The sequence below is a fragment of the Paenibacillus terrae HPL-003 genome, assembly GCF_000235585.1.
Lineage (GTDB): Bacteria > Bacillota > Bacilli > Paenibacillales > Paenibacillaceae > Paenibacillus > Paenibacillus terrae_B.
Genome location: NC_016641.1, coordinates 3,002,950 through 3,022,654, shown reverse-complemented (window position 1 = coordinate 3,022,654; position 19,705 = coordinate 3,002,950). Strand labels below are relative to the sequence as shown.

At 49.7% G+C, this 19,705-nt stretch carries 16 protein-coding genes and 1 riboswitch; of the genes, 1 reads left to right on the top strand and 15 read right to left on the bottom strand.

Features of this window, described 5'->3' with window-relative positions; genetic code table 11:
* Positions 1-8 precede the first annotated feature (8 nt).
* The 10 genes from HPL003_RS13740 to HPL003_RS13695 form a co-directional block, all read right to left on the bottom strand.
* Positions 9-818 (bottom strand): WecB/TagA/CpsF family glycosyltransferase, encoded by an 810-nt coding sequence (locus HPL003_RS13740; RefSeq protein WP_014280278.1) that lies wholly within the window; start codon positions 816-818, stop codon positions 9-11.
* Entirely contained in the window at positions 796-2,001 is a 1,206-nt protein-coding gene (locus tag HPL003_RS13735; RefSeq protein WP_043922688.1) for a glycosyltransferase, read from the bottom strand. The genes HPL003_RS13740 and HPL003_RS13735 overlap by 23 nt, the downstream gene beginning before the upstream one ends.
* A 158-nt stretch (positions 2,002-2,159) precedes the next feature.
* The gene (locus tag HPL003_RS13730) at positions 2,160-3,398 is read right to left on the bottom strand and encodes a glycosyltransferase family 4 protein (protein WP_014280276.1); all 1,239 of its coding nucleotides are present in this window, start codon (positions 3,396-3,398) and stop codon (positions 2,160-2,162) included.
* 693 nt (positions 3,399-4,091) lie between these two features.
* Entirely contained in the window at positions 4,092-5,360 is a 1,269-nt protein-coding gene (locus HPL003_RS13725; RefSeq protein ID WP_014280275.1) for a hypothetical protein, read from the bottom strand.
* Positions 5,347-6,690: a flippase gene (locus HPL003_RS13720; protein ID WP_014280274.1), complete on the bottom strand. Its 1,344-nt coding sequence runs from the start codon at positions 6,688-6,690 to the stop codon at positions 5,347-5,349. The genes HPL003_RS13725 and HPL003_RS13720 overlap by 14 nt, the downstream gene beginning before the upstream one ends.
* A 122-nt stretch (positions 6,691-6,812) precedes the next feature.
* The gene (gmd, locus tag HPL003_RS13715) at positions 6,813-7,802 is read right to left on the bottom strand and encodes a GDP-mannose 4,6-dehydratase (RefSeq protein WP_014280273.1); all 990 of its coding nucleotides are present in this window, start codon (positions 7,800-7,802) and stop codon (positions 6,813-6,815) included.
* A 20-nt stretch (positions 7,803-7,822) separates the two neighbouring features.
* Positions 7,823-8,761, bottom strand: a complete 939-nt coding sequence (gene fcl / locus HPL003_RS13710; RefSeq protein ID WP_014280272.1) for a GDP-L-fucose synthase — start codon at positions 8,759-8,761, stop codon at positions 7,823-7,825.
* 31 nt (positions 8,762-8,792) lie between these two features.
* Entirely contained in the window at positions 8,793-9,491 is a 699-nt protein-coding gene (locus tag HPL003_RS13705; protein ID WP_043922397.1) for a sugar transferase, read from the bottom strand.
* 102 nt (positions 9,492-9,593) lie between these two features.
* Entirely contained in the window at positions 9,594-10,280 is a 687-nt protein-coding gene (locus HPL003_RS13700) for a CpsD/CapB family tyrosine-protein kinase (RefSeq protein WP_043922396.1), read from the bottom strand.
* Positions 10,261-11,010, bottom strand: a complete 750-nt coding sequence (locus HPL003_RS13695; protein ID WP_014280269.1) for a YveK family protein — start codon at positions 11,008-11,010, stop codon at positions 10,261-10,263. Before HPL003_RS13695 ends, HPL003_RS13700 begins: the two co-directional genes overlap by 20 nt.
* Positions 11,011-11,319: 309 nt before the next feature.
* On the opposite strand from HPL003_RS13695, the gene HPL003_RS13690 reads away from it, so the two are divergent.
* A complete protein-coding gene (locus HPL003_RS13690; protein ID WP_014280268.1) occupies positions 11,320-11,688 on the top strand; it encodes a helix-turn-helix domain-containing protein in 369 nt (122 codons plus the stop codon).
* A gap of 54 nt (positions 11,689-11,742) precedes the next feature.
* On the opposite strand, the gene HPL003_RS13685 is transcribed toward HPL003_RS13690, so the two are convergent.
* The 5 genes from HPL003_RS13685 to HPL003_RS13665 form a co-directional block, all read right to left on the bottom strand.
* A complete protein-coding gene (locus HPL003_RS13685; RefSeq protein WP_043922395.1) occupies positions 11,743-11,925 on the bottom strand; it encodes a hypothetical protein in 183 nt (60 codons plus the stop codon).
* A gap of 310 nt (positions 11,926-12,235) precedes the next feature.
* The gene (locus tag HPL003_RS13680) at positions 12,236-14,524 is read right to left on the bottom strand and encodes a PD-(D/E)XK nuclease family protein (RefSeq protein ID WP_014280266.1); all 2,289 of its coding nucleotides are present in this window, start codon (positions 14,522-14,524) and stop codon (positions 12,236-12,238) included.
* Positions 14,525-14,573: 49 nt separating this feature from the next.
* A complete protein-coding gene (locus HPL003_RS13675) occupies positions 14,574-16,208 on the bottom strand; it encodes a glycosyl hydrolase (protein ID WP_148267391.1) in 1,635 nt (544 codons plus the stop codon).
* Positions 16,189-16,269: riboswitch (cyclic di-GMP riboswitch) on the bottom strand. (Overlaps the previous gene by 20 nt.)
* A gap of 153 nt (positions 16,270-16,422) precedes the next feature.
* Entirely contained in the window at positions 16,423-17,799 is a 1,377-nt protein-coding gene (locus tag HPL003_RS13670) for a sugar phosphate nucleotidyltransferase (protein WP_014280264.1), read from the bottom strand.
* A gap of 577 nt (positions 17,800-18,376) precedes the next feature.
* Positions 18,377-19,705 carry a UDP-glucose dehydrogenase family protein gene (locus HPL003_RS13665; RefSeq protein WP_014280263.1) on the bottom strand — a complete coding sequence of 443 codons (1,329 nt, stop codon included), beginning with the start codon at positions 19,703-19,705 and terminating at the stop codon, positions 18,377-18,379.

Here is a 19,705-nt window from a genome sequence, read left to right as displayed (position 1 = left end):
TACCAGCTTCACTTCTCTACGCCTCTCCCTGAATGCCGATTATGATGGAGCGTAAGCCGTTTATTCCGCCGGTAGGATTTGAGAAATCGGTATACATACACCGGATTGTTATAGGCATATCTCTTCCATAACCGTTTCGGCTCGCTGACCAGGCGGTACAGCCACTCCAGCCCCAGCCTTTGTATCATTAGCGGCGGTCTGCGAACCTTTCCGGTGATATAGTCAAAGGCCGCTCCTACACCAATCATCACGCCACGGATGCGGTCTTTGTTACGATACATCCATATTTCCTGCTTCGGACAGCCCAAGCTGACGAAGATGATATGCGCACCTGACGCATTAACGTCATGAATAATCTGCTCCTCCTCATCGGGCCGAAGCTCCCGAAATGGAGGCGAAAAGCCACCCGCAATGCGGATTCCTGGGTAGTCCTGCTCCACTCTTTCCTTCAAGCTGTCCAGCGTATCCGGCGTGCTGCCGTAAAAATAAATACTTAATCCTGTCTGCGGCGCGCGTTCGCACAGCTTGAGCATCAGACTGGGGCCGTCCACCCGGTCCTGACGCTCAAAACCGTACAGCTTGAGCGCCCATACCAGCGGCATACCATCCGGGGTACACAAATCTGCACGCGCAAGTGCTTCATTGAACTCGGATTGATTTCCGGCTGTAACAATGGAATGCGTGTTGCAGATACATACATAGCTGTCCTTGCGTCCGACTGCCCATTGCTCCACCGTGTGTACTGTTTCCTGAAACGTAAGCGCCGCAATATCTGCGTCCGCAATCCTTCCGATTCTATACTGGGGCAGCTGCTTCATAATCACGCTCCTCTATCGCCTCGCTGTATATGGCCATCAGTTGCTCGTAATTCACTTCTTCCGTGTAGCGTGCAGCATATATTTCCGATACCTTCTGCCTCATAGCTGGATAGTTTTCATAGGCTGTCGCACGACCGATTACGGCACTTATATGCTCCATATCATCATGTTGAAAATGGAACCCGCTCACTCCATCCTCCACCACTTCCTCCAGCGCCCCGATTCGGCTGCACAACACCGGGGTTCCCACGGAATAGGACTCTACGATGGTCATGGGAAAGCCTTCATACCAAATGGAAGGGACCATGACATACATGGCCCGGCTCATGCAATCCAGCACTGTGTCTCCATCCTGCTTGCCGAGAAAACGAATGTCCTCCTGCGGATAAGCGGCAGCCAGTTCAGCCTTTTCCGGGCCATCCCCGATGATGACCAGTCTCAAGCCGCCCCGATCCTCCACCTGTGTCCAGGCTTGCAGCAGATTCCGCACTCCTTTTTCAGCTGAGATCCGCCCCACAAACAACAAGTAACGATCATCCGGGTCATACACGGCTTCCACCTCTTTACGTTGGATAAAGTTTGGCTTTACCGCGATACGATCCTGTGGAATGCCACTTTCAGCAAATTTCTCCCGCGCAAACTCGGTTAGCGCAATATATCGGCTTACTTTGTGCTGCCATGTACCAATCAGATTGTTGAACTTGATCATCGCCGCCACCGGAATCGTCTGTAGCTGTGAGCCCCGGTAGCATCCGTGACGGATGGAATGCAGCAGCGTGCCATGCAGGCATTTTTCACAAACCTCATTCCCACGCATAAAGGTCGCCGCCGGGCAAATCAGCCTGTAATTATGCAGCGTCTGGACGACCGGAATCCCCAGCCGTTCACAGGCATGATAGACGGAAGGAGAAATAACCGGAAAAAAGTTATGCACATGCACCACATCCGGCTTCACCCGCAAAAGCAGCTTTTTGATTCTTTTGAACTCCGGCAGGGACCAAGCCGCCTCCACCGCCAGCTTTGCCATGTTAGCCAGCCCTTTGCTTTGGATGCTGTCGTTATGCACATAATAATGTTCCGTCTCTATCCCTCTGGAGCGCAGCATAGCCAATTCCTGCTCAACAACCTTGTCTTCTCCCCCGCTTTGCTGATAAAAGTTGTGGATGACCAGCACCTTGCCCACCGTTTTTTGGTTATATTCACGTCGATGGACATGGCTTGCTGTAGCCGATAATGGTGATGATATGTCGGACTGAGGGGCCTCTCCCTGAACTTGATGATGGCCTAGGCTTGGAGCCTGTGGACGCACTGGAGGCCCTGTCTGTATGTTGATCTGTTTGCTCACGTGGCGGTCCCTCGTTCCTGCGTAGATTGCATGGGATGGTGCATAAGCTGCATCGGTTGTATCCGTGAGTGACTTAGCATTTCTTCCGCAATACGATCCCACGACATACGCTCGACTGTAAGAAATGCCTGCTCCGCCATACTTTGTCTCAGCTCAGCATTGTCCAGCAATTCAGAGACTCGACTCACCCATTCCTCCTCTGAAAAGCTTCTCAGGATCACTCCGCTCACCCCGTCCTCGATCAAGGTAACCGAGCCGCCATTTACCGAAGAGATAATCGGGACGCGAAACAGCATACTTTCCAGCAGCACCATACCGAAAATATCGTAATGAGTCGGAAACAGCATCGCATCCGCTGCTCCGTAAATTTGCCACAGATGCCGCTGCTCCACTCTTGGAAAATGCAAAATACTGTCTGTCAGCCCAAGCTCATGGGCAAAGGCCCAATAGCGGTCCGTATCCGCTTTACGCCCATCCCCGACGATTAACAAAAGGCAACTGGGATGCTTTTGAAGTACCTTTTTGAACACGCCTAGCATAAAACGTATATTTCTCCGCTCCTCCAGCACGCCGACATACAGTAGCACGGGACGGCCCCCGAGCCGCCTCAGCTCACCTGCGACCTCACGGTTTTCCTCACGACCTTCACTTTTGTCGTTGCCGCTGTTGTCATTGTTGTCATTATTGAACTTTCCCTCGACTTTGCTCCGGTCCAGTCCGACCCCGATGGTGACGACGTTGTGAAAGCCTTTATCCTCCAGATAGCGCTTGGCAAGATCGGATTTGACAAAGGTACAGCGTAGAGACTTTGCCACCTTCGGCAGTAGCAGGGTATCGTACAATCTTCGGATCAGCGCATGTGTGTTATCGCGGTACGGACCGTGATACAGCACCAGCTTTTCGGGACATTTGCGGGAAAGCAGATAAGTCATGATCTGGTTGTATTCTGTGGAAATGACCAAATCATAAGCAGCCAAAAACGAATGATTGAGGACATCCCTGTAGATGCTGTTACTCAGGAACTTAAACCCGTGGAGCCAGATGATGCGCAATGTGCAGCCTTCGTGACGGTAAACCTGCTCCAGATGGGTTTCCTTGTGGTCGTTGTAGTAGACAATGTCGCAATCGAAGCCTTTCCGAACGAGTGCCTTGCCCAAACCGACTTCCTGCAAATTGTATGAGTCCCCGTTCACCTTGCTGGCAAAATTGCGAAGATACAATATTTTTTGAATCATCATTAGGCTCCTGCCATTTCATATTGGGTGAGTTATGGGAGGCGGAAAAAGGACGCTGCGCGTTCCATTTGATCTTCCGATCGCTGTTGCCACTGAATTTTTTTGATTATAGAAACTTAATAAGGTTAAAATTCAGTGGCAAAGGCGAACGCTATCGCTTCTTCAGATTCAAATGGACCGCTTCGCTGCTAACCGCCGTGTCCATAAAGTCACCCTAATTTAAAAAAGGGAACTTGGGGCATGAAGTGCCCCGCCGCGCGGGTTACGCGGGCGAATGCACGCCCAGCACGATATGGAGATAGGAGCTGTTGGGCGGGTGCCATGTTGTCAGACTGTTCCCTGCCTGACTTTATTACGGCAAGCCGTTGCCAGTCTGAGTTAATGCTGGCAGACAGCACTCCAGCATCAAAGCCAACACAGTGCTCCGTCATCGCGCCCTAGCCCACGGGTCGTTATCCTGCGCCGGGATGCATGCCCGGCGTGAAGTTCGCGGCGATAGAGCGAAGCTATCGCCGTGATGCTCTACCTCCCCCACCCTATGGGCAGGGGGAACTTCCTTTTGGCGGCGGCGAGATGTAGCGGAGGGTAGGATTTGAATCTGTAGAAGCGGCAGCGTTCGCCTTTGACGTGGGATTCCGCCCCCTATAGGGGCTTATTCATTCAGGGAATCCCACGTCAACAGCGATCGGAAGATCAAATCCTTCCTGAAGCGGCCTCCCCCCTCCAAATCGAATGCTCCCCCTGCCGCTGCTTTTCTTCCATCATCTGCATATTAAAATGGTCTGCTCCTTTAAGCTGGGCAGCCGCCATATCCGCCACCAATGTCACGCTCGACTCCATCGGGACAAAACGATATTTGTAGGCCGTAAGCCGATGGTCCGTTTCATGAAATAAAATATCCTGCGCGTAGTTGCCCCAACGATCCTTGGGCATCAAGTCAATCGTCATGCCGGCATGTGCGGAGGGCAGCAGCATATTGGACCCGTGAATGCCGATCACTAATCGGCTGGCTGCATACACCTCGCATACCCGTAGCTCACTTTCCCGGTCGAAGCGTGCGACACGTTCGTCGGTAATCCATGCCGGGAAGTTCCCGGTGCGACCCAATCCGGCAACCGTAAAACGGTAATCCGGAAAGGACTCCTGCAGCCTGCGGAACAACCGAATAATTTTGCGGCGCTGATGATAAATCAGCGGTTTAAGCCAACGTTTGAGCTGCGGAAATTTCTGCACTGCCCGTGCTATATGATGGCTGCCGCTCCACAAGCGGTCTTCCCTCCATACAAAGGTAATGCGCGGCTCCGACTCACGTCCCTCCTCATAACGCGGGACACCCGTAAACTGCTCAATATCGAACTGGCTAGGGTGTGAATACGCCGGACTGACATAGACCTCATCAAAACGTACCAGTTCCTCTATCATCCGATGATGCAGCACCGGATAAAAGTTGCGGGCCTTGCTGAACGGCACATCGACTGTCCAGATTTCAGCCACACATGCGGGAACCATCCACTCCAGCGATTTTTGCACAATAACGACGATGCCCAGCTCCGGCGATTGTTCGTATTCCCGCTGCACATTCAGCAGCTTAAGCAAAGCGTGACCATACAAATAATCAATCGTATTGACGATGATGACGCGCCCAAAGGCTTTCATTTGATGCACAGTCATGCCAACCGCCAAATCATAGGAAGGACTTAGCAACGCTTGCCGCAAGGGCTCTCCGAGCCATTTTCTCGATTTCGCATCTCCGGTTAGTGTATAGTTAGGCATTTCTACTCGATAGGGTGAATACGTCGCATGACCGACCCGCATATCCTCGATATATTCACGTCCACAGCCCTCACACCAAGTGCTGATACATACATGAATTCCCTGCCACAGCACCTCTCCGCCCCGTACCTTACCTCCACAATGCGGACATTGTCCCTCATGCTGAACAAACGGTTTAATGGGTATCATGATTGTTCTCTCCAACTTTCGGTACTGTAATATGAACACGCCAGAAGGTCAGGATCGACTTCATCATCCAGCCCAAATTGGCTTTGACTTCCTTAAACAGCAAATCCAATAGAAATACAGATATCGTAAAAGACAAGATGGTCGCCACCAACGAGCCTCGAACACCAAGTAACGGGATAAGCGCATAATTTAAAGCTACGTTCGTCACCGCGCCCACGATCGAGGTTAGAAGTGTATATTTGAACAAATTTTCATTTGTGATAAACAAGCTTTTGGCAACACTGAAATTGGTGAAAAACAGACGAATCGCAAACAGCGACAGCAACGAGCCTGCCTCGGTAAATTCCCGCCCATACAGCACGACCACCACCCATTGGGACAGAAAAAATAATGGGATTGAGGTCACAAGAAAGCAGATAAACATCAGCCGATACACATTGGACAACGTCTGTCTGTATTCGTCGCTCCCTTTCATCTTGGAACGGGTCACCACCGGGGCATATGCCGTGGTAAGAACGACCGGGATGAAGCCCAGCACTTCAATGAGACGGAGTGCAACAGAGTATTGCCCTACCGCCGCATCCCCCAGCATCTCGCCGATAATGACCTGGTCGATCCGTGCCTGTACATATACAGCGGAGGATGACAAAATAAGCGGCCAACTGTGATTCATGATCCGTTGTGCTGTGGTTAGGCTGAACGTCCACTTGTGCATGCGCCGTCCTTCCTTACGGAAGAAATACAGCAGAATCAGACTTCCCAGCAGAAACTCGCCATGAGCGCACAGCGCCACCACCCAGATTGGGACACCGGACAGCAATAAAATGATTTTAACGGTAGAGCTGAGGACAAAGGCTGTGTTCTTGGCGATGACGGTGTATTTGGACAGCATTTGCGCCCGGAACCAGTAGTCGATGATATCAAACAACTGAAACACCGAGGCCGTTGCCAAGATCAGATTGATCAACCGTACGGAACTATCCTCCGGCCTGAGCAGCGAAATGAAGGAGCATGACAAGACAATGGCTACCAAAGTACCCGCCAACTTCAGCAGAATCGCCGTACCCAATAACTCCTGCTCATCCTTGGGGTCCTTGACGAGATCGCGCACCAATATGGAATCAAAGCCAAGGGTCGTGAAAATCAGGAACATCCCGAAAAAAGATTCCGCATAATTCCACTTCCCCAGCTCCTCCGGTCCGAGCACTCTCGCCATGATAATGCTGACCGCCAGCCCAAACACCATGCGGATCATCTTGTCACCGAACAGCCAAGACGTATTCACTAGCAGACTTCTGCGCGGTTTGGCGCGATTTTTGACTAATGTCATAAGCTCTACTCCATCTTGAAAAATGGCCTTTCGCACGGCTCCATAGCATGCTGTTCTACCGATGCGACTACAATAATGTACAGCGAAGAGACCTCCCGGCCGGCGGGCGGTCCCTCCATGTCTTACACGACGACGGAAGCTTCGACCGCAGCCTGCCTTTTTACCCGCTCCAAGTCTGTATCCACCATCATATGAATGAGCTGTTCGAAGCCTACTTCCACTCGCCAGCCCAGCTTTTCCTTCGCTTTGGCGCAATCGCCGAGCAGTAGATCTACCTCGGCCGGACGGACGAACTGAGGATCAATGACGACATAATCCTCATAGTTCAGACCTACATGGGAAAAGGCAATTTGCAGCAGTTCGCGGACGGAATGCATTTCTCCCGTGGAAATGACGTAATCATCCGGTTGATCCTGCTGGAGCATCATCCACATTGCCTTAACGTAATCCCCTGCAAAGCCCCAGTCCCGCAGCGAATCCAGATTCCCCATGCGCAGCTCCTGCTGCAAACCCAGCTTGATACGGGCTACAGCGTCCGTCACTTTGCGTGTTACAAACTCCAGCCCGCGGCGGGGCGATTCATGATTGAACAAAATGCCTGAGCATGCAAACATATCAAAGCTTTCACGGTAATTCACCGTGATCCAATGACCGTACACTTTGGCGACACCGTAAGGGCTGCGCGGGTAAAATGGGGTCGTTTCTGTCTGCGGCGTCTCCAACACCTTGCCGAACATCTCGCTGCTCGACGCCTGATAAAAACGCGTGTCCGGCTTGGCAATCCGTACTGCCTCCAGCATATTGGTGACGGATAGCGCTGTAATCTGCCCAGTAGCCAAGGGCTGCGGCCATGAGGCCGCGACGAAGGATTGGGCAGCCAGGTTATAGACCTCATCCGGGTCAGACTGACGCACGGCTTCGATGAGCGAAGCCAGATCGGTCATATCGCCAGAAAGCCAATGAATGTCATTCTGGATATGTGCCACATTTTCAAAGTTCGGCGTACTGGTGCGTCTGCGTACCCCGTACACCTGATAATCTTTGGACAGCAGCAACTCGGCCAGATAAGATCCGTCCTGTCCGGTAATCCCTGTGATCAGCGCTTTTTTCATTCCTATTCCTCCACCGTTTTTTATTGTTCAACCAGATCCAGACCTTGAAATGCCTGATACACAGACCTTAATCCCTCTTCCAGTGAAATGCGCGCCGACCAGCCCAGCCCGGAAATCCGAGACACATCCACCAGTTTGCGCGGTGTGCCATCGGGAGCGGACGTGTTGAAGGTAATTTCTCCCTCATAACCGACTACTTCCTTCACCCGTTCAGCCAGCTCCCGGATGGAAATATCCTCCCCAACGCCGATGTTCACAATCTCATTTCCCTCATAGCTATTCATCAGGAACAGACAGGCTTCCGCCAAATCATCCGAATGAAGAAATTCACGGCGCGGTGTGCCGGAGCCCCATACTTCTACCGTCGGGGACTGATTCTGCTTGGCTTCGTGAAACTTGCGGATGAGCGCAGGCAGCACATGAGAGGTCTGGAGATCAAAATTGTCGCCTGGACCGTACAAATTCGTAGGCATCACTGAAATAAAACGGGTTCCATATTGACGGTTGTAGGACTGGCACATTTTAATCCCGGCGATTTTAGCAATAGCATAGGCTTCATTGGTAGGCTCCAGCTCACCTGTGAGCAGGTATTCCTCCCGCAGCGGCTGCGGGGCAAATTTGGGATAAATACAGGTGGACCCAAGGAATAGCAGCTTGCTTATATTCGTCCGGTATGCCGCGTCTATCACATTCGTCTGGATGAGCAGATTGTCACGGATAAAATCGGCCGGGTAATCGTTGTTCGCCAGAATCCCACCAACCTTGGCTGCTGCCAAAAATACATAGTCCACCGACTCCGTTTCGAAAAAGTGGTCTACAGCCTCCTTGTTGCGCAGATCCAGCTCGCTGCTTGTGCGGGTGATCAGGTTACGGTAGCCTGCTTTGCTCAATGCCCGAACAATGGCGGAACCCACCAGTCCGTTGTGCCCTGCTACATATATGTTGGAATGAAGATCCATGCTTTCCCCTACCCTTCCAGTTGGAGTGAATTTAATATGCATCGTTGGAGCCCAATAGGACCCTGAACGTTTTCAGCATGATGATGATATCCGTGCGCAAACTGCGCCTGGATATGTATTCCAGATCCAGCTCTACCATCTGGTTAAAGCTCAGATGATTACGACCACTGATCTGCCATAGGCCGGTACAGCCTGGTGTTACCGTCAGACGCAGCTTATCTCTTACCGTATAATCATCAACTTCTCTGGGCAGCGGGGGTCTGGGCCCTACCAGACTCATCTGCCCACGTAGTACATTCAACAGTTGCGGCAGCTCATCAATACTCGTTCTGCGGAGAAAGCGCCCAATACGGGTGATGCGTGGATCATCCCGCATTTTGAACATTGCACCTTCGATTTCATTTTCCAGCAGCAGCGTGGACAATCTGTCCTCGGCGTCGGACACCATGGAACGAAATTTGATCATGCGAAACGGCCGCTCATTTTTACCAATACGAACTTGATAAAATAACGCGCTTCCTCTCGGGTCCTCCAGCTTAATCAGCAAAATCACGAGCAGAAATACCGGGCACAGCACGATTAATCCAATGAACGACAGCATGATGTCCATATTTCGCTTCACGAACGGATATACGCTCAATCCTTGCCGGCGTTCAAGCCCATGAGCGGCCGAATACACTTCCACTGATGTACTCAAAGCTTCGGCCTCGTTCGAGTGGGAAGAAGACACTGCTCATCACCTCGATTTCCGATTGACTCAATTTTAGATTAATAAGTATTATTTATTCATTGTTAAAAGAATTTTATTGACTCCCATTTCCCTCCTTTCTGTTCATATCAGGTTACGTTCCTCCATGCCGCGCTCCGCACGAGTATCCGACCGTTTCACGTTGTTGAGCACCACGCCCAAAATACGTGCCTTTACTCTTTCCAAATTGGCTTTGGCTTTCTTAACGAGATCCTTTTTGACCTTCCCTGCCTGCACCACCAAAATCACTCCGTCACACATGGAGCTTATAATGAAGCCATCCGGAAAGGACAGCAACGGCGGAGTATCCATTAAAATCACATCATAATGCTCCTTCAGCTCAGCCATTAGAGCGTTCATTCTGCGGGAACTGAGCATTTCGGACGGATTCGGCGGAGTCGGTCCGGCTGTAATGGCATACAGATGATCGATCCCGGTTTCCTGAACCACTTCCTGCCATGGCTGCTGGTTGGCAAGGACACGCGTCAGACCCGTATGATTACGCAAGCCGAACATGTGGTGCAAGGAAGAGCGGCGCAAATCCATGTCCATCACCAGCACCTTTTTCCCCTCTTGCGCATACGTTACAGCCAAATTGCTAATGGTGACCGTCCTGCCTTCACCCGCCTGAGCTGATGCGACCATCATAACCTCAATCGGCTCATCTATAGAAGAAAACTGAATGTTCGTGCGAAGCATACGGTACTCCTCCGAAACAGGAGATTGGGCATGCAGGGATGTGACGAGCTGGTTATTGATTAATCGCGGCATATTGTCCATCACCTACCTGTTTGGGAGTTGTAGCTGAACCGTCGGAGCGTCTGTCTTCTTTTTTCATTTTCGTAATCAGGGACAGGGTAGGCAAGCCGAGTTCTTTTTCAACATCCTCTTCATTTTTAAAGGTATCGTCCAGCACTTCCAGCAAAAACGCCAAGCCTATACCCAGCAACAAGGAGGCGGAAAAAGCAATAAACATCTGTATAGCGGGATTACTGTTCACAGGAACAGCAGGTTCAGTCAGACTGGCTTCGCTTAGAATCGTGACGTTGTCCATTTTCATGATAGAGGGAATTTGTCGTTTGAATACTTTGGCTACCGCATTTACGGTTTTAACAGCCTTCGTATACGATAAATCACGGATTGTTAAATCCATGACCTGTGAATCACCTGCGGTGTTTACTCTTAGTTTTTGCGCCAGAGCTGACGGAGTGACCTTGAGATCGGGAAAGCTGGCGACCACCTGGTCCATAATTGCCGAGGACATCATAATTTGCTTATAGGAGTTCGTTAAGGCTATATTCGTTTGAACAACACTGTAATCGACGACACCCGCACGATCCGGCCTTGGCATCTGGTTGATAATAAGCTTCGCTGTCGCTTCATAAATCTGAGGGGTAAAATATACATTTTTCACGCCCACCACAGCACATACCAACAATACGATACCGCTAATCAACCATATTCTTTTTCGGATCATACGAATGTACTCTTTCAACTGCACAAGACCAGTCCTCTCTGATTGACTTGTTTTCGATGCAATGACGCTTGTACTGATCCTCTACATAGCATGACCCTATAATCTATAGTAAAATGTTGTATAATAGCGCATAGAAGGTCTAGCCAGCGAATAAGCACAAGTGCTAAACCATCGGTGGCCTCCCAGAGTATATGAACGACAACATAGGGTTAAAACTATAAAATATTGATACGTTATGTATCTTACATAACTAATTTATGATACAAAACGTATCCTGTCAAGTGTAAAATTGCTTTTTTTCTTTCTCAACCTTGCATTCAGGAGGAATATCAGATGAATTATGGCACCCGCATCGCTGAATTACGTGAATATAAGGGATTAAAACAAGAGGAACTAGCACAATCCCTCGGAATTACGCGGGCGGCTCTTTCTCACTATGAAAAAAACCGGCGCAAGCCAGATTTTGAGATACTGACCAAGCTTGCAGACATTTTCGGGGTATCCATTGATTACTTGGTAGGACGCACTAGCCGTCCGGCAGCAATTTTGGATTCAGATGTGAGGGAATTTGTGGACCAGCTGGAGCTGTCCGATGAAGATATCCTGCAACGTTTTAATTTGACCATTGATGGACGAACTTTGTCTGAGGAAGAAGCCAAGCGTTTTATCGCGTTTGTCCGCATGGAACGAATGATGGAATAAAGAAGGGTGGGAGCCGGTTCACTCCTATTTTAAGCAGTGCCGGCAACCGATATTTTACAAGCTCTTATCCTTTCGGTCCTTGGCTCCGTCAGCTTCGCTCTGTAGACAATGCGGCATCGTGATGCCACATTGAAGCAAAATATCCCGGATGTCCAAGTGGACGACAGGTTTATCTGCTTTCCGTTCGTTGTTTCGTAGAAGAGGCTTGTCCATCCCTGATTCTGTCTCCTTGTTCATTCGGCACTAACCTCACTTTATCATTCTTGGTCACCGGAAAGAGAATCCCCACAAACCATGTATGTATAGTTATGAGCAAAACTATTATATATGAAGACATACCTTCAATGTTGTCGTCTTATGGCGAGAAAATTAAAGGATTTTCGGATTTTCTTCTGAAATATACGCACAGAACTGCCAAATCAGAACTATTTACAGATAAAAAAGAACCTGTCAGGTCCTACTTTCTCCTGATAGGTTCTTTGGCATTCTATTTTCGGTTGCATGTAAGGTATTCTTCGACTCTGGTCCTACTCTGTATCTGTCCTGATTAAGCGACCTCGGCCGCGGGGGACACCTGGGTGCCCCCGGTCGCTCGGACTTTGTAAGCGTAGTGACTCCCGGCTTTCGCCGTGTGGTCCGTATACGTGCTTCCTGCTACTTCCGAGGCAATCACCTGATACGCCCCGTTTGTCCCGTCCGCACGCAGCACATCATAGGCGGATACGCCTTCTGCCTGAAGCCAATTGATCTTTACCGCGCCTTCCTGAACAGAGGCGGCCTTCACCTCTGTAGGGGCCGAAGCTGCGGTCTGATCTGTACTTTTCAGTTCCAGAATGTATTGCACCGACTCCCCGGGACCCAGCTTTTCTTCAAAATCAAGGGCAGGCGAAGCGTTGAGCCCGGATATGGAACGCTGTGCCTGGCTGTATGTAGAGCCAGCTCCGAAGCGTTCACCCGTGTACAAACCGGCTTTCGGCATCGTCACCCGTACACGGATCGTCTGTGCTGTGGATTCAAAATTCACCAGATTCACCAGCAATTTGCTGGAGGTGGCCCCACTGCCAGCCAGCGGTTTAAGTTTAGACGTATCCACTGCACGGACATAGACCATCTTATCCTTCGTTTCCTCCGGATTCAGTACCGTATAAGTTAATGGTTTCCCGTGTGTGGCATAGGCCAGACTCAAGCGTCTCATGATGTTTACACGGCTGTCCTGCCCTTGTCCGAACGGGTAAATTTCCGTATTCGCCGGATTGTGATTTTGCAGGTCAAAGCCGGTTTTAAACAGCGTGTAGTCCTTATAAAAAGCAGCATGCTGGATAAACATATCGGCAAAACCAATCTGCGAACGCATAATCCGGTCGAATGCCGCTGCTTGTGGCTGACTGGCCCCGTAATCAGGGTTGTCCCGATGCGTATCGTTCGTACCAAACTCCGTATTCAGCATCTTCTTCTCCAGCCCGTTGCTCGAACCACCGAAGGTTTTCAGATTTTGGACGAAGCTGCCTCCGCCCTCTTCATTATACGATTCGCCGTAGGCGTGCCCGTTAGTCAGGTCGGTGACATCCTCCAACTGTTTACGCTGTGCCGGGTCCCGCTCCCATCCATCCGGATCACCGCATTTCAGCGCACCCTCGGTTTGGTTTTTACATGCCTTGGTCGAATACGTCGGCCAGTATGCCCAGCCCGGCGCTACCGTTTTGAGATGTGGCGCCAATTGCTTACCTTCCGTATTCAACCACTTGGCTACGGCCAGATTAACTGCTTTCGAGCGGTTAAACAATCCCGGTTCATTATCCACTTCATAATATTGCAGGTATGAACCATATTTTTTTACATAATCGCGCAATTTCTGCTTGGCCGTCTCCGGCAGGGAGCCGTCTTTTTGCAGCTTGATATCGCCTGTATATAAATACAAAGCCGACGATTGCATATTGTACTGCTTCAGCGTTTGGTAGTAATCTCCCACGTCTGTGCATGCCTTGTTCACATTACTGGCGCATGTGACTCTCATGACATTGCCGCTATATGCAATTCCCAGCCATTTGAGAACATATGGTAAATGTTTAACTGCACCCTGATCATAATAAAATTCTTTATTGTTCACATTCGTCCCGGTCAGTATATATTTACCGTGTATCGGCTCGGTCGCAGGTGAAGCTAACGTCTCCAAGCTCAAGTCATCCCAAGTCCACCACACATTTTTATCTTCAGCAGAGGAGCAGTATAGGCAGCGTGCTGTCTTTAGCTTGAGTACGTTAACACCGCTTTGCAATTGCTCTTTGGGGATATACAGCTCATAGTTGTTTTTGAAATTATATGCACTGCCTGTGCCGGAAACCCCGGCAATCTGAATGATACCGGACAGCTGATGATTTGAAAATACAGCCATTTGGGGAACGGCTTTGCCCGCATCCAAAATCCGTACACGGAATATCATCCCGTTGGGAGGAACCTGATCCAGCTTGTACTGGAGTGACAGCTCAGGATTCATGGACGCATTTAAACCGGGAGGAATATCTCCACTGCTGAGCAATACCGGAGCCGTTGTACTCTCTGCTATGGACATCGCTGACGATGTTCCTTTAGCAGACGACTCGGTGGACGCCGCCGAAATATTGACATTGTCCTTACCGACCACACCTTTAAATTCTGCCGAAGAGTCATCCCGCTGACCAAGCTTCCATACCGGACTGGCCGCCCCTACTTTAATCATCTGAAGTTCTTCACTCTTGGGAGGCGTATGAATAAACCAGGCGATCATCGCTATAGCTGCGACCCCCAGTAACCCGGCCAATACTACTATATACCTTTGGGTCAACCATTTTTTCATCATTGTGCTCCACCCTCTCTCCTCAAAATTTTTGGCGGGGAAAGAGTATATATCAAGGAAGAAACAAAGCGTTGCCGGGAATTACCGCTTTCGCTTCATGCTGACTTTCCCACATCAGACGTGCCATTGCGTCGCCTTTTTCATCATAATATTCAACTTTCAAATCTGCCATTTTGCCTGCTTGCAAGGTAATGCTGCCCTTGCGTTCTGTCCAGCTTTGTTTGAACCAGCTATCAATAATCAGCTTGCCATCTACCCATACGCGAATGCCATCATCGGATATCGTGGTAAACGTATAGGTCTCACTATATTGCGGCTTGATTTTGCCCGTCCAACGGACCGAGAACTGATCAGCCTTCACCTCTGAATCAGGTGAGGCGGCACGCCAGTTATAGTCCAGCTTACTGTCTGTGCGAACCAAAACAGCGGTACCGTCCAGATTCATGTCGTTAAAATATTCGCCCCGCAGCCCGTTCGCGTAGACCATATCCGGAACGGAAGGCGGGGCTGGGGACGGGGAAACGATTACCACTGGCGGAGCCGGAGTCGAGCCGTTTTGTCCCGTATCCGGTACGGTCGGTTGCTCCGTCTCAGGTTGTTTTATCGCAGCCAACCCTTTTTTCACGTCATCCCGCGTCAAGCTTGTCGAATCATTCATATAATCCTGAATCTGATCCGTCGTGTTATTTTCGGTCAGCATCTTGCCCCAAGTCATGGAATACACCCATTTAGGCTGAGCCTTCATCACCTCGGGACTGGGCACCTCACCGTGTTCCCCAATAGCAATCGGCTTATTCCGTGCCAGTCCGAGCAATCCTTCGTAATGGCTTTGCTTAAAATCATTGTTGTAAATGTCTACAGCCAAAATATCCACTTTGTCATCCCCCGGATATTTCGGGGTATATGGGCCAGTGTACGAATTAGGCGCATTCGGACTCCATACCCACAGCAGATTGTTCAGTTGATGCGTGTTTACAAAACGGTCATACATGATATTCCATAGCTGATTGAAATTGTTTTTGTTCCCCCACCAGAACCAGTCGCCGTTCATTTCGTGGTAAGGTCTCCATAATACCGGAACGCCTGCATCACGAAGCTGCTTTAACGATACAGCGACCTTATCCAGATCGGCAATGAGAAGATTATACTGCGTAGTACCCGGCGTCACGTATTTATTGAACTCCGCCTGGCTTACTTTCGCCTGCACATTGGCCCAAGTCAGTGGCTTACCCGGCAGCGGTTCATGATAAGTCATCGTAACCATGCCGCCAGCTCTACTCCAACATATGGCGCTATCGACGACATTTTTACGTTGTGCCGCCTCCGTAGCAGCGGACTGGTCGGAGATGGCTCCCATTTCGTAGCCATGTACACCAGCATACGCCTTACTGATTTTTTGGACCTTGTTGCTTAATTCATCCGGACTTTCCAAATAATCATGTTGACCTGTGACCATTTTTTTTCCTGAGATGCTGATCAAATAGTTGTATAGTTCACGAGCCTCAACAGAAGCGTCCGAATTAACAGGCTGTAATGTGGCAGCATTCGCCACGGACAGAGATTCACCACAACCGACGGGCAACAAAGAAAAAAGCATAACAACGGGGAGTACACTGCGTATCAATCGATACACAGGGGTAAAATAGGGGCTCACTCTCGCTCTTCCTTTCGGTAGCCAGGCTGCCATCCTCACGGAAGGCCCTTTAGCTTTGCGTACCTGCCTTTCAACAGGGCTGCGTTTATCGTGGAAGGAGTTTGGATTCCTTCTTACCCTAAAGTATCGACTTTTTTTTACCAAAATTTAATAGGTCACGTTCATGAATTTACAGATTTTCGCGTATTTTCGACAGTTCGGGCTAAAAAACTTCATAAATGAGTCTTTTTTCATCTTTACGAAATATTTATGAAATAAACTGGTGACGGGAAATGTCATCCCAATCCATGCAAAAACGGACAATATCCTCTTCGATCAACTCAGAACCTGTCTGTACCTCGATCAATTCCACATCGGTCACGGCTAAAATGCTATGCTTCGTTCCTTCTGGAATGCGAACCACATCACCAGCCTTCACCTTATGCAGCTTTTCATTCAAAATAATTTCCGCTTCACCGCTAATAATGGTCCAAATTTCACTCCGTTTGAAATGAAGCTGGTAGCTGATATTTTTGCCTTGCAGCACACGAATTCGCTTGGTCAATACCTCGTTGCCCTCGTCATACTTCACATAGTCCACTACCCGATAATGCCCCCAACGGCGCTCTTCGTACATTGGACGCTGATTATGAGCCTTGAGCACTTCCTTGATGCGCGGACTTTCCGCCTTATTGGTCACAAGGATGCCATCCGGGCTGGCGGCAACGATCAGATCATTTGTTCCAATGATCGCCACGGGGATATCCAGTTCGTTGATGAGGCTCGTATTGACGCAATCCTCCGTTACTACGCCTCTGCCCACTTGCTGATGGGACATTTCTTCCGTTAAGGTGTTCCAGGTACCTAAATCCTTCCAGAATCCATCATACGGAAGAACAACGATTTCCTTCTCCTTCTCGACTACCTCGTAGTCAAAGCTGATTTTTTCCAGGGAAGCGTATTGCTTTTGCATTTCTTCATAGTTCAGCGGCAACCCTTTGGATGCCAAGATATCGAGCAAGTAACCCAATTTGAATGCAAAAACCCCGCAGTTCCATAGAGCATTGCGTTCAATCAGACGCTCCGCCTGCTCCCGGTCGGGTTTCTCTTGAAAATGACTCACTTCCCGGTAGCCTGTACTACCTTGTGTGGTATCGTTTTTCGGTATAATGTAGCCATATTTCTCAGAAGGATAGGAAGGGACAACCCCGATTAACGCAAGCTTGCCTTCACTCTCCTGAAGGGTATGTTCCAACTGGGCAACTGTAGCAAAGAAAGCATCCTCTACATAGGGATCTACCGGCAATATAGCAACGATTTCATCAGGCGAAACACCCACAATGGAATATAGATAAGTGGCTGTTAACGCAATCGCGGGAAAAGTATCTCTTCGTTCAGGCTCAACAATGATGCGTGTATCCTGCCCAACCTGACTCTGAATCATTTCAACCTGTGCTCTCCCTGTTGCAATAAACGAGGATTCGGACAAGCCGTTATCCCCCAGTTGTCTCCACACCCGCTGCACCATAGATTCCGAAATCCCCTCCGGACTCTCCAGTACCTTCAAAAATTGTTTGGAACGGGAATCGTTGGACAAAGGCCATAATCTCTTACCGGAACCACCAGACAAAAGTACGAGCTTCATAACTCTCCACTTCCTCTCTAATTTGGGTTAGGTGATCGGATGGGGCAAGGTTGAGTAGCCCGCTCCGGGCTGGTTTTGATCTTACGATCGCTGTTGGACCGGGATTCACTCGATTGTATAAAATCGTGTAAAGGTTTGAATCCCGGTCCAAAGGCGAGCGCTATCGCTTCTCCAGATTCAAATCCATCCCTGCGCTACTCAAATATGCATCATGCCGATCATACCGTTTATTGCAAAAGGCACGACCGGACATTATAAAGTCCGGTCAGCCTGTAAAGACGCTCGCGCGCGGACAGCCGCATGGCGTCCTTGATCGTAAGGAGCGGCTTTAACCGTGCCGCTCCTTACGATACGCCCTTCCTACTCCCACCCCATAAGGTGGGAGGTTAAAAATCGTGACTCCACGGCGGTTAAAACAGCGGAGCGGGCAGAATTGTTCTGAAGAAGCGTCAGCGTTTGCCTTTATCCCCGGATATTAACCTTTGAATGTTTTATATAATCAAGAAAATCCGGGGGTAACAGCAATCGGAAGAACAATCTGCACGCGCAGCGTCTCCAACACCGCCACAGTCACTTTTTAAGCTTCCACTTTATCCCGATTCCACCCACTCATCCGCGGACGACCCACAGAATAGTATTCCAGCCCGGAGCCTTGAATCTGCTCCTCTGTAAATACGTTACGACCGTCAATCAGGACTGGCTTGTGCAGAATGGAAGACAATTGTACGAGATTGACGTTTTTGAACTCTTCCCAATCGGTCAGCAGGCAGACCGCGTCGCTTCCTTCGGCAGCTTGCTGCGGGGATGAGCACCATACAATATTCGGATGATCCACGCGCTCCTTGAATTTTTCCATTGCAATCGGATCATACAGCTTCACAATAGCACCTGCCTGAATCAGCGTTTCAACGATTTCCAGTGCCGGAGCCTCGCGGATATCGTCTGTATTGGGCTTGAAGGCCAAGCCCCAAATGCCAATCGGCACGCCGTGCAACTGACCCAGCGATTCACGCAGCTTGGATACGATCATGAAACGCTGGTCAGTGTTAACCTCGACCACCGATTTTAACAGCTTAAATTCATAATCCACATTACCCGCAATTTGGATGAGCGCATTCGTGTCTTTCGGGAAGCAAGACCCACCGTACCCGATCCCTGCTTGGAGAAAAGAGGACCCGATTCGTTTGTCCATTCCCATACCGTCAGCCACACAGGTGACGTCCGCGCCTACCTTTTCGCAAATATTGGCGATTTCGTTGATAAACGAAATTTTGGTCGCCAGAAATGCGTTGGACGCGTATTTGATCATCTCTGCACTGCGGATATCCGTCACATAAATTTTATCCGTGAACACCTGATGCAGCGAAACCATCGTTTCACGCAGCCCCGTGTTGTCCAAACCGATAATGATGCGGTCTGGATGGAGTGTATCATTGATGGCAGAGCCTTCTCTCAAAAATTCCGGAGCGGATACAATATCGAAGGACAAACTCGTATGGCGGGCCAGCACGTCCTTGATCTTTTCGTTCGTTCCAACAGGCACCGTGCTCTTGGTCATTATAATTTTATACCCGTTCATGGCCTTCCCGACATCAGCAGCCGCCTGCTCAATGTAGGACAGATTCGCTTCACCGTTAGCCAGAGACGGCGTACCCACCGCCAAAATAACGATATCCGAGCGGCGAACCGCGTCGGCCAAATCCGCAGTAAACTCCAAACGACCCGCTTCCAGATTTAACGCGATCAATTCCTCAATGCCAGGTTCATAAATGGGAGATTCCGCCCGGTTCAGCATATCGATTTTGTGCTGCTCCAGATCGACACAAATCACCTCATTACCTTTATGTGCAAAACACACGCCCGAGACGAGCCCAACGTATCCAGTACCGATTACAGCCAGCTTCAT